At 30.2% G+C, this 12,782-nt stretch carries 9 protein-coding genes; 3 read left to right on the forward strand and 6 right to left on the reverse strand.

The genetic code is table 11. The annotated features are described in order from the left end of the window. A partial coding sequence (locus QZ824_RS01520; protein WP_291274278.1) for a TonB-dependent receptor occupies nt 1–2,321 on the forward strand: 2,321 nt, incomplete at its 5' end. A 71-nt stretch (nt 2,322–2,392) separates the two neighbouring features. Further along, complete coding sequence (locus QZ824_RS01525) at nt 2,393–3,088, forward strand: hypothetical protein (RefSeq protein ID WP_291274279.1); 696 nt, start codon at nt 2,393–2,395, stop codon at nt 3,086–3,088. Nucleotides 3,089–3,097: 9 nt separating this feature from the next. Here QZ824_RS01525 and QZ824_RS01530 read toward each other — a convergent pair whose 3' ends face one another. The 6 genes from QZ824_RS01530 to QZ824_RS01555 are packed head-to-tail and all read right to left on the reverse strand — an operon-like array spanning nt 3,098 to nt 9,606. Continuing rightward, nucleotides 3,098–3,799, reverse strand: coding sequence for a hypothetical protein (locus tag QZ824_RS01530; RefSeq protein ID WP_291274280.1), 702 nt, complete (start codon nt 3,797–3,799; stop codon nt 3,098–3,100). Nucleotides 3,800–3,802: 3 nt separating this feature from the next. Then, a complete protein-coding gene (locus tag QZ824_RS01535; protein ID WP_291274281.1) occupies nt 3,803–5,635 on the reverse strand; it encodes an ABC transporter ATP-binding protein in 1,833 nt (610 codons plus the stop codon). A 4-nt stretch (nt 5,636–5,639) separates the two neighbouring features. Beyond that, nucleotides 5,640–7,370 (reverse strand): phospho-sugar mutase, encoded by a 1,731-nt coding sequence (locus QZ824_RS01540; RefSeq protein WP_291274282.1) that lies wholly within the window; start codon nt 7,368–7,370, stop codon nt 5,640–5,642. A gap of 25 nt (nt 7,371–7,395) precedes the next feature. Then, the gene (locus tag QZ824_RS01545) at nt 7,396–8,337 is read right to left on the reverse strand and encodes a glycosyltransferase family 2 protein (protein WP_291274283.1); all 942 of its coding nucleotides are present in this window, start codon (nt 8,335–8,337) and stop codon (nt 7,396–7,398) included. Next, a complete protein-coding gene (locus QZ824_RS01550) occupies nt 8,337–8,876 on the reverse strand; it encodes a DUF4199 domain-containing protein (protein WP_291274284.1) in 540 nt (179 codons plus the stop codon). Before QZ824_RS01550 ends, QZ824_RS01545 begins: the two co-directional genes overlap by 1 nt. Before the next feature lie 46 nt (nt 8,877–8,922). Beyond that, a complete protein-coding gene (locus QZ824_RS01555; protein ID WP_291274285.1) occupies nt 8,923–9,606 on the reverse strand; it encodes an ATP-binding cassette domain-containing protein in 684 nt (227 codons plus the stop codon). A gap of 157 nt (nt 9,607–9,763) precedes the next feature. On the opposite strand from QZ824_RS01555, the gene QZ824_RS01560 reads away from it, so the two are divergent. Then, on the forward strand, nt 9,764–12,778 hold the full coding sequence (locus QZ824_RS01560; protein WP_291274286.1) for a tetratricopeptide repeat protein: 3,015 nt from the start codon (nt 9,764–9,766) through the stop codon (nt 12,776–12,778). Nucleotides 12,779–12,782 lie beyond the last annotated feature (4 nt).

The raw sequence follows: 12,782 nt of genomic DNA on the forward strand, positions 1-12,782 counted from the left end.
CAACTAAGACAAATAAAAATGGTTTTTATATTTTAGAAATTGAATCAAATAAAGAGGTTGTGATTACGTTTTCACACCTTAATTTTAAAAAATCTACATATAAGGTTAATTTGAAAACTAATGAAGATTTTGAGTTAAATCCTAAGTTAAGCATAAAGGAAGATATAATTGAAGAAGTAGTAATAAACGCTAAAAATAGAAAAGATTTTGATGGTAAAACTATGATCTCGCCTGTTGTTATTAGAAGAATTCCTGGCGCAAATGCAGGTGTTGAAAATATTATAAAAACATTACCAGGTGTTTATTCTAATAATGAGTTAAGTACTTCTTATGCGGTTCGTGGTGGAAATTATGATGAAAATTTAGTTTATGTTAATGAGATTGAGGTATATAGACCATTTCTTATTCGTTCAGGTCAACAAGAAGGGTTAAGTTTCACAAACACTGATTTAGTTGAAAATATTGATTTTTATGCTGGGGGGTTCCAAGCTAAGTATGGAGATAAATTAGCCTCTGTTTTAGATATATCTTACAGAAAACCAGTTTCATTTCATGCCGGATTAGAAGCTAGTTTACTTGGAGGAAGTTTTTTTGCAGAAGGAGTTTCAAAAAATCAAAAATGGTCAAATATTACAGGTGTTCGTTATAGAAATAATAGTTTATTAGTTAAGAGCCAAGAAACCCAAACCAATTACAGACCATCTTTCTTAGACATTCAATCGCTATTTTCATTTACTCCAAATACAAAATGGAATTTTAGTTTCTTAGGGAATATTGCTCAAAATAATTACAATTATGAGCCTACCACGCGTCAAACTAATTTTGGAACAGTAAATGAACCAATAGCTCTTTTGATTGATTATGAGGGGCAAGAAAAAGACAAATACCGCACTTATTTTGGAGCTTTGAAAGCCGTTTTTGAACCTAATTCATCTACAAAATATAAATGGATTTCTTCAATATATCATACAGTTGAACAAGAATATTATGATATCTTGGCTCAATATCGTTTAGGGGAAGTAGATGCAAATATTGGTTCTGAAACCTTTGGCGATGTAGTATACTCAAGAGGAATTGGATCTCAATTGAATCACGCTAGAAATAATTTAGATGCTCTCATTGTTACTAACGAGTTTAAAGGTCAGTATAAATTAAATAAAAAAAATCAAATTGAGTGGAGTATTAAGCATAATATTGAAGATATCCGCGATCGTTTAGTAGAGTGGGAAGTAATTGATTCTGCGGGTTTTTCATTACCAAATCCAATATTGGATTATATTAATGATCAACCATATAATCCTTATACGGGACCTTTAGCACCATATCAAAATGTAAGAGCAAAAAATCATACTACCATTAATCGTTTTATGGCTTTTGCCAATTGGAATAATGAAGGTAAAATAGGTGAACATAAATATTATATAAATGCTGGTGTTCGTGGACAAAGTTGGTTTGTAACCAATAATGGTATTAGTGGTGACAATCATATGACTTTTTCTCCTAGAGCACAATTTATTTTAAGACCTAATTGGAAACGAGACATGCTTTTCCGATTTTCAACAGGTTTCTATAATCAACCTCCATTTTATAGAGAATTGCGAGGATATGATGGTTCGGTAAATGAAAATGTGAAGGATCAAAAGTCTATTCATTTTGTTTTAGGTCATGATTATAGTTTTAAAATGTGGAGTAGACCTTTTAAATTAGTTTCAGAAGCTTATTACAAGCATTTGTGGGATGTTAACACCTATACTATTGATAATGTCAGAATAAGATATAGAGCTAATAATGAAGCTACAGCTTATGTGTATGGAGTAGATGCTCGATTGAATGGGGAATTTGTTCCAGGTGTTGAGTCTTGGTTCACTTTCGGGTATTTGAAAACTGAGGAAAATCAAAATAATAAAGGCTATATTGCTAGACCTACAGATCAACGATTAAAATTTGCTATTTTATTTCAGGATTACATGCCTAATATTCCTAATTTGAAAATGTATTTGAATTTAGTCTACAATACAGGTTTACCAGGTGGCTCACCGGCTTATTCAGATCCTTATGTGTATCAAATGCGTTTGAATGATTATAGAAGAGCTGATGCTGGATTTTCTTATGTTTTTAAAGATTCGAAGTTAGGCTTAAATAAGAGATGGTTAAATAATTTCTCTGAATTATCTCTTGGATTTGAAATTTATAATATGTTTAATAATCAAAATGCTATAACGAATACTTGGGTTAGAGATGTTTATACTAAATCACAGTATGGAGTTCCTAATTACATGACTACACGAACATTTAATTTAAAATTAACAGCTCGCTTATAATATTAGGACTTTTAAAATTAAATAATTTTGAATAAACTTTCTTATATTTGAGAGACATAAATTCTATTTTTATGAAATATTTATATAGCATCCTTTCAATTGCTTTTTTCTTTGTCTCTTGTAAAAAAGAAGAAGTTGTAAAACCTAAAGTTAAATATGATACTAGCACTAGAAAAGAAGTGTTTAGAGATACCTCTAAATTAGGAATTGTTGACTTGCCAATACATTTTGAAGGTGCTTCTGTTCTTGTTTTTCCTGTAGGAGATTTGACAGTTGGTGATGTGAATAAGGGAAACTATGAATCAAGTAAAACTGCTTATGATAACTCAGCTAACTTCAATATTTCTAATTCAATGGAAAATGAAATTACAGGTTTCTTTAGAAATGTAAAGTTTCAAGTTATTGGTCAAGATTCGCTTCGTTCGTTAACAGAACAAGTTATTTTGATTGAAAATATGTCTTATTTAAAGTCAAAAAAAACATTTGTTTATACCTTATCTGATAATGATACTAATCAAGATAATAGCATAGATAATAATGATTTAAATGTTCTATATTTAAGTGATGAACAAGGTTCCAACTTTATTAAAATATCGCCAGATTTACAAGAAATAATTGATTGGGAATATATAGAAGCTTCTGGTAAGCTATTTTTTAGAACATTAGATGACGCAAATAAAAATGGACAATTTGATAAAAATGATAACGTCCACTATTTTTATTATGATTTTAAACAAGGTAAATCAATTGAGTTTAAACCTTTGTAAGGTTTATTACTAAATTAGGATATCACTTTCTAAATCGGATTTTTCAATTTCAAAATCATAGCCTAATTTTCGTACGAGTTCAATGACTAATTTTTTATACCAATTTTCACTTTTTGGATGAATATATATTTTCTCAATAAGTTGGTTAATGTCTATTTGAATTTTTAAACCATTATCAATTTCTAAACCTAATGCTGAAACATCTGAGATAACACGAATTTCTCTTTCATATTGAAAACTTTTTCTTTTGAAAAGAAACGGGAAAAATAAATCGTCAAAAGGAATGTATTCTTTTTTGTAATCGATATAGTTTACTTCACCTATGTATTGTTTGTAATTAGATTCTACCTCTAAGGCATTCTGTAGACGTTTAATTGTTGATTGAATAGCTAATCCTTCACTATTCTGCGTGAAAATTTGCCACATAGCAAACGATTCATATTCATTAATGTGCCAACTGCTAACTACCACTTTTTCTCTTTGTGATTTGTAATATTTTAAAAAAGCAGGATTGTGTTCTGACAGTTTTTTAATTTCTTCATAAGTAGGTTCGCTAAAAGTACCTTCATATTGGTCTTCAAATTTATCAGAACGTGACATGAAAAGTTGACGTGATAGAAGTAAATCTAAAAATTTTGATAAATCCAAATACTTCCAAACAATCGTATTAGGATCATTTGGAAGTTGAATATTTGGATGTGATGTATACATTTTTTAGTTTTCTAATGATTGTAAGGCAACTAATTTGGCATAGGTATTATTTAAAGCCAATAATTCTTGATGGGTTCCTTGTTCCACAATTTCGCCTTTTTGCATTACAACAATTAAATCTGCTTTTTGAATAGTTGAAAGGCGATGTGCTATTACTATAGATGTTCTATTTTGCATTAGGTGTTCTAAGGCATCTTGAACTAATTTTTCACTTTCAGTATCTAAGGCCGAAGTGGCTTCATCCAAAATCATAATTGGAGGATTTTTTAGTACAGCTCTCGCAATTGATAGTCTTTGTTTTTGTCCACCAGATAATTTACCTCCAGCATCTCCAATATTTGTCTCAATTCCTTTATGTAAGTCTTTAACAAATTCATAAGCATTGGCAACTTTCAAAGCATGAATGATTTCATCGTCAGTAGCATCAGGTTTACCAATTAATAGATTGTTTTTAATAGTATCATTAAATAAAATGGAGTCTTGTGTAACTAAACCAATTTTTTCTCTTAAACTTGACATTTTCCAATTCTTGATATCTATGTGGTCAATCGAAATTGTTCCTTCATTTACATCATAAAATCGAGTCAATAGATTAGCAATTGTACTTTTCCCTGAGCCTGACTGTCCTACAAGTGCTATAGTTTTTCCTTTTGGAATAGTCAAATTAAAGTTTTTAAGGACATATTCTTGTTGGTATCCAAAGGATATATTTTTTAATTCAATTATTTCATCAAAAGTTGCTTTTTCAATTGCCGTAGTTTTGTCTGCAATAGTTATGTCTTGTTCTAAAATTTCAAAAACTCGCTCAGCTGCAGCTGTTCCTCCTTTTACAGAATAGGAAGCCTTAGAGATTGATTTTGCAGGAGTTAAAATGTTATAGGCTAATCCCATAAAAGAGATAAATAAAGGGCCATCTAATGTTTTATCAATCAAAACCAATTGACCACCATAAAGTAAAAGTACAGCAATTGTAATGATTCCTAAAAATTCGCTCATTGGTGAAGCTAAATTATTTTTCTTACCAATTTTATTTGATAAAAGCAATAATTTTTCTACAGATTTTTTAAATTTACTTTCAAAAATTCCCTCTGCATTATAGCTTTTTACTACTTTCATGCCTGTTAAAGATTCCTCTACTAAGGAAATTAGATAACCACTTTCATTTTGTGCATTTAGTGATTGTTCTTTCAGCCTTTTTCCAATTCTAGAAATGATGAGCCCTGAAATTGGAATAAAAATAAATACAAAAAGTGTTAGCTCCCAACTTAAAAAGAACATCATGGCTATTGAAAATAATATAGTAAGGGGTTCTTTTACAACTAATTCTAAAATAATAAAGAATGAGTTTTGCATGTCACCTATATCGCCCAACATTCTAGACATAACATCTCCTTTTCTTTTTTCAGAGTAGAAAGAAATGGGAAGTTGAATAATCTTATTAAACATGACTTTTCTTAAATTAGCCATCACACCATTTCTTAGTTTTAACATATGATATGAAGCTAGATAACCAGACAAATTTTTTAATAAAAATGTAAATATGACTAAGGCAACAACATAAAGTAGGGCAAATTGAGCATCTCCTTTTTCGGTTAATTGAGTTACTTTATAATAGAAAGAATTTTCTAAATACTCAAAGAGATCTGAAACACCATTGTAAACGGGCTCTTCGGTAATCCTTTTTGATTTATCAAATAAAACCCTCAGCATAGGAATTAAGGTAACAAATGATAATGTCCCAAATAGGGCATATAAAATGTTATAGAATATATTCCAATAAACGTGTGCTTTAAATGGTAAAATGTATGGTTTTAATTTTTTTATTATTTTTCTCATTAAATTAGTTTATTAACTGCATTTCAGAAATAATATCCTGAATTTTTTGATTAAGTTGTTCTTCTACTTCTTGATATTTTGCTATGCTTTCAAGAGGTGCATTTACGCTAAAATAAAACTTTATTTTAGGTTCTGTTCCACTTGGTCGTGCACAAATTTTACTTCCATCTTCTAGATAATAAATTAAAACATTAGATTTAGGTATTGTTATTTCAAATGTTTCATTATTCATTAAATCTTTACCTTTTGATGTTTGATAATCTTCAATACAAATCACACGTTGACCATTTATAGATTTCATTGGATTTTCTCTAAGGTCTATCATCATTTGTTTGATTTCGTTTGCGCCTTCTATCCCTTTTTTAGTGATAGATATTAAGTGCTCTTTATAGAAACCATAATCTAAATAAAGATTTTGTAATTCTCTGAATAGAGAACTGCCTGAAGCTTTGGCTTGAGCTGCAATCTCACATATCAATAAAGTTGCAGCAACCGCATCTTTATCACGTACTGCATCGCCCACCATAAAGCCGAAACTTTCTTCTCCACCACCAATAAATTTTTGATTAGGAAAATCTTTGATAAATTTAGCAATCCATTTGAATCCAGTTAAACCTACCTTACATTCAACCTCATATGCACTTGCTAATTCAAGCATCATTGGTGTTGAAACAATAGTTGAACCTATGAATTCATTACCACTCAGTTTTTTAGCTCTTTTCCATTGTTCTAACAAATATGCCGTCATGATCACCATGGTTTGATTACCATTTAATAAAATCATTTTTCCGTCATTATCACGAACGGCAACTCCTAAACGATCCGAATCAGGGTCAGTACCTACAACGATATCACCTCCAATTTTTTCTGCTAATTCTAAGGCCATTGTTAAGGCTTCTGGTTCTTCTGGATTAGGCGATTTTACTGTTGGAAAACTACCATCAGGTATTTCTTGTTCTTTTACAATATTTAAATCGGTATAACCTGCTTCAGTTAAAACCGCTGGTATTGCTTTGATAGAAGTACCATGTAAAGATGTATATACTATTTTTAAATTTTCTTTGGCTTCTTTAGGTGTATTAAAACTCGCATTTTCTATTGTAGATTTTACAAAAGCTTCATCTATTTCCGTATCTATATAGTGAATTAGTTCTTCATTAGCACTAAATTGAATCGCGTTATAATCCAGACTTTCAATTTCTTTGATAATTTCACCATCTTGAGGAGGTACAATCTGACCACCATCTTGCCAATATACTTTGTAACCATTGTATTCAGGTGGATTGTGTGAAGCAGTTAAGACAATACCAACGTGACATTTTAAATATTTTAAAGCGAAAGATAACTCAGGTGTAGGTCTTAATTCTGAAAATAAGTATACATGAATCCCATTTGCAGAAAATACATCCGCAACTACTTTTGCTAGGGTATTACTATTGTGACGGCAATCATAAGCAATAGCTACTTTTAGTACTTCTTCAGGAAAACATTTTTTTAAATAATTAGATAACCCTTGTGTATTTTTTCCTAAGGTATATTTGTTGATTCTGTTAGTTCCTACTCCCATAATGCCTCGCATTCCGCCTGTTCCAAACTCTAAGTTTTTGTAAAAAGCATCCTCTAACTCTTTAGGAGCGGAAGTTATCATACGCTCAATTTCTTGCTGTGTTTCTTGGTCAAAAGTGGAAGTCATCCACGCATTAGCTTGATCTAAAATATGCTGTTCAATGTGCATTTCTATAGTAAATTCTTAAGTTTAGTTATATTCTTTCTGAAATTTTGTAACGTTCTTCGTTGCTCTTTGTTCTTAAAATAATTTCTCCTAAGAAACCTGCTAAAAACAATTGCGTGCCAATAATCATTGAGGTTAAAGCAAGATAAAATTGAGGTCTTTCGGTAATTAAGCGCGCTTTAGTATGTATGAATAATTTATCAATACCTAAATATAAGGCAAGACCAAAACCAACAAAGAACATTAAAGTACCCAATAATCCAAAAAAATGCATAGGTCGTTTTCCAAATTTTGATATGAACCAAATGGTGATTAAGTCTAAAAATCCGTTTACAAATCGATCCATGCCAAATTTTGAATTGCCATATTTGCGAGCTTGATGAATAACCACTTTTTCGCCAATTTTTGAAAATCCAGCATTCTTAGCTAGTACAGGAATGTAGCGATGCATTTCGCCAGAAACTTCAATGTTCTTAATGACGATATTTTTATATGCTTTTAACCCACAATTAAAGTCATTTAATTTTACACCCGAAATTTTTCTGGCAGCCCAATTAAATAATTTTGATGGTAAATTTTTTGCTACTACAGAGTCATAACGTTTTTTCTTCCAACCTGAAACTAAATCATATCCTTGATTCATAATCATATCGTATAATTCTGGAATTTCATCTGGACTATCTTGTAGGTCCGCATCCATTGTAATAACAACATCTCCTTGAGCTTGAGCAAAGCCTGCATGAAGACCTTGGCTTTTTCCATAATTGCGTAAAAACTTAATTCCTTTTATATTAGAATTTGTTTTTGAAAGCTCAGAAATAGTGTTCCAAGACTGGTCAGTACTACCGTCATCTACAAATAGTATTTCATAAGAAAAGTTATGACTTTGCATAACTTTCTCAATCCATTTACATAATTCCGGCAACGATTCTTGTTCGTTTAATAAGGGTATTACGATTGATATATTCATTATTGATTAAATGGCGAATTGTTCGTTTTTGATTTGAAAATAGCGGCCAAAATTAACCCCCATATGCATGAAAGAGCTAAATTCCATATTGAACCTACAATTAGTTTTCCTGGTGAGAATTGGTCATTATTTTTTAATTCTTTTATTGTTTCTTTAAGAACATCAGAAGAGCCTCCAAATGCTTTCATCATTTCAGCTGTTTTTTCAATGATGATTTGTGTAACTTTTTCCTTCAATTCAGGCTCTATTACATTGTATAATAAAACATTGAATAGAGTAACGATGGCAATGGAATTAATAGTGTAAATAAAATAGGTTGTAAAACCTTCTTTGAAAGTTAACTGACCATTTAATTGTTTTTTGGTTTGAATAAATAAAAGAATACTGATGATGATACTAATTAGAATGGAAATAATACCAATACCGCTACTAGCAAATAATTTATAGTCTGTTAAGTATACACCAAGAATAATTGCAATACCAATTATACCGCTAATAATTCCAAATTTAATCCCGTTTTGTTTGATAATTTCGTTCATAGTTAATAGTTTAGTTTGTTAATTAGTAGTAAAAATAACTAAATCGTTACACCGTTTTTTGTACCACTTCAAACACTTTTCCTTCTTCAAATTTTAATGTTTTAGAAGGATATTTTAATAGCAAGGCATAATCATGTGTTGCCATAATTATAGTTTTTCCATTAGCGTTGATTTTTCTTAAAACTTCCATAATTTCTACACTCGTTTGAGGGTCTAAATTTCCTGTAGGTTCATCTGCTAAAATAAGTTCAGGATCATTCAATAAAGCACGAGCAATTGCAATACGTTGTTGTTCTCCTCCCGAAAGTTGATGTGGCATTTTTGAAGCATAATTTTGCATATTAACTTTTGTTAATACTTCTTGAATTTGCTCCTCCATTTCTTGATTATCTGTCCATCCTGTTGCTTTCAAAACAAACACTAAGTTTTCTTTAACAGAACGATCAGGTAGAAGTTTGAAATCTTGAAAAACAACACCAAGTTTTCTTCTTAGATAAGGAATGTCTTTGTCTCTTAAAGTTGTTAAATCATAATCAACAATAGTTCCCGTACCTTCTGTTAAAGGTAAGTCACCATATAAAATTTTTAAAAAACTACTTTTTCCAGACCCTGTTTTTCCTATAAAATAAATAAAATCTCCTTTGTAAACATCTAGATTTATATCTGATAAAACTAATTGATGTTCTTGATATATAGAAACGTTTTTTAAAGTTAAAATCGTTTGACTCATATTCTCATGTAAATTAATGTGTAAAAATAGTAACAATTAATGGCTAAACAAAATTATTCTTTCAAATATTTGAGAGGTATGAGAGGCAATATTTAAGATATTTTTTGCGTTTTTGTATGAGCAAATAGGTATATTTGAATTTTTAATCCATGTCATTATGAAGTTAGTAGTTAAGCTTTCCTTACTTTATGTGTTTTCAATGCCATTATTTGTTGATGCTCAGCAAACTGAGGTTTATCTCAACGAAAAAACAGACTTTAACCAAGCCGTTATTTTATACAAAGACAAACAGTTTCAAGCCGCTCAAATTTTATTTGATAAAGTGAAAAATCAGGCAAAAGATGAAGAAATTCAATCTGATTGTGATTTTTATATTGCTAATTGTGCTATTCGAACTAATCAACAAGGTGCTGATGCTTTGATGGAAAATTTTATTGAAAAACACCCTACAAGCACTAAGCAAAATGAGGCTTATCTTGGGGTAGCCAATTATTATTTCACTCAGGGTAATTATACACAATCTCTTAAATGGTATGAGAATATTCACGAAGATAACTTGTCGGTAAATGAGTTAGATAAAATTAATTTTCATAGAGGTTATGCTCATTTTTCAACTAAAAATAAAGCAGAGGCAAAGAAATATTTAAATAAAGTTATCAATTCATCGGAATACGGTAATCAAGCTAAATATTATTTAGGATACTTAGCTTATGACGGTGATAATTATCAAGAAGCTAATGAGCTTTTTGGTCAGGTTTCAGATCAGGATAAATACAAAGAAAAAATGGGGTATTTTCAAGCTGATATGAATTTTAAATTGGGAAATTTTCAAAAAGCTATTGAATTAGGTGAGCCTCAATTGAAAAAATCAACTGCATTAGAAAAAAGTGAATTGTCTAAAATTATTGGAGAATCGTTTTTTAATTTAAAAAAGTATGACAAAGCCTTACCTTATTTGTTGGCTTACAGAGGTAAAAACGGTAAATGGACCAATACTGATTTCTATCAACTAGGCTATACGTATTACCAACAAAAAGAGTATGAAAACGCCATCAATCAATTCAATAAAATTATCGAAGGGAATGATTTTATTGCTCAAAATGCTTATTATCACTTAGCTGAAAGTTATTTGAATACAGAAAAAAAGCAGCAAGCTTTTAATGCTTTTAAAACGGCTTCTGAAATGAGTTATGATTTAAAAATTCAAGAAGATGCTTATTTAAATTATGCTAAATTGAGTTATGAAATAGGAAATCCATATCAGTCAACACCTGAAGTTATTCGTGCTTTTATGGATAAATATCCCAATAATTCTAATAATTCTGAATTAAAAACGTTGCTCATTAATTCGTATATCACATCTAAAAATTATACAGAAGCATTGGTATTATTAGAGAAAAATAAAACCCCTGAAAACAAAGCTGCTTATCAAAAGGTAACTTTTTACAGAGGTTTGGAAGTTCACACGGATGGAAAATACCAAGAAGCTTATGTTTTATTTAAAAAATCCTTAACTGAAAATAGAGATCCTAAAATTACGGCCCGTGCCACTTTCTGGAAGGCTGAATGCGAATATAGTTTGGATCAATTTGCTGAAGCTGTTTTAACATACAAGCAATTTTTAGCTTCTTCTGCTTCTTCTTCTGTTCCTGAAATTAAGAATGTGAACTATAACTTGGCTTATGCATACTTTAAAATTAAAGAGTATGAAAATGCCATTCCTTACTTTCAAGCACATATCAATGCAAATAAAGAAGACAAAACTAGATTAACAGACGCTTATCTTAGAATGGCTGATTGTAATTATATATCTTCTAAATATTGGCCAGCAATGGATGCTTATAATAAGGCAATTGAATTGAAATGTGTAGATGCGGATTATGCTGCTTTTCAAAAGGGAATGAGTTATGGATTTGTAAATAAAAATGATAGAAAGATTGAAGATTTATCAAAATTTGTTTCAACATATCCAACTTCACAATATATAGATGATGCATTGTATGAGTTGGGTTCTACTTATGAAGATTTAGATCAAGATACTAAAGCTACTGAAACTTTTGATAAATTAGTAAATAATCACAAGAATAGTTCTTATGTGCCAAAGGCACTTTTAAAGCAAGGAATCATTTATTATAATGCTGATAAAGATGAGGCTGCTTTGATTAAATTTAAAAAACTGGTTGCGGATTTTCCTAACTCACCAGAATCTCTTGAAGCAGTTTCAACCGCAAAAAGTATTTATGTTAACAATGGAAAAGTAGACGAATATGCTTCTTGGGTTAAAACATTATCGTTTGTTAATGTTACTGATGCTGAATTGGATGAAGATATGTATGCAGCTGCTGAAAAACAATACATAGCTAATAATGCGAAACAAGCAATAACTGGATTTACAAATTATTTAGCCCAATTTCCAAGTGGTAAATATGCACTTAAAGTACATTTTTATTTGGCTCAATTGTATTTTGCTGATAAATTGGAAAAAAATGCAACTCCACATTATGAATATGTAATGAATCAATCAAGAAATGAGTATACAGAGCAAGCTTTAGTGCGTTTAGCTGAAATTCATTTGAAGACTAAAAATGCAGAAGGAGCTATTTCTGTGTTGAAAAGATTAGAAACGGATGCAGAATATCCTCAAAATATCACTTTTGCACAATCAAATTTGATGAAATTATATTATGAAAAACAGGATTTTAATCAATCGGAAATTTACGCTGATAAGGTATTGAGAAATCCTAAAGTAGAAGATAAAATTAAAAGTGATGCCCAAATTATAATTGCGCGTTCAGCTATAAAAACTAATAATGAATCAAAAGCGAAAGAAGCCTATGCCAAATTACAAAAAATAGCCAAAGGAGAATTAGCTGCAGAAGCAATGTATTATGAAGCTTATTTTAAACATAAAGAAGGAAAATTTGAAGCTTCTAATAAAGTGGTTGAAAAATATGCATCTACTTACTCGGGTTATAAGTTTTTTGCAGCAAAAGTACTTGTTATAATGGCTAAAAATTATTACGGGTTAAAAGATAGTTTTCAAGCCGTTGAAATTTTGCAAAGTGTAATAGATAACTTTTCTGAATTTAAAGAGGTAGTTACAGAAGCACAAACAGAATTGGACCAAATAAAAACAGAAGAAGCAAAAACCAATTCATCTATCACCAAATAATTAC

Origin of the sequence: Flavobacterium sp. (genome assembly GCF_021151785.1) — a bacterium.
Classification (GTDB): Bacteria; Bacteroidota; Bacteroidia; order Flavobacteriales; family Flavobacteriaceae; genus Flavobacterium.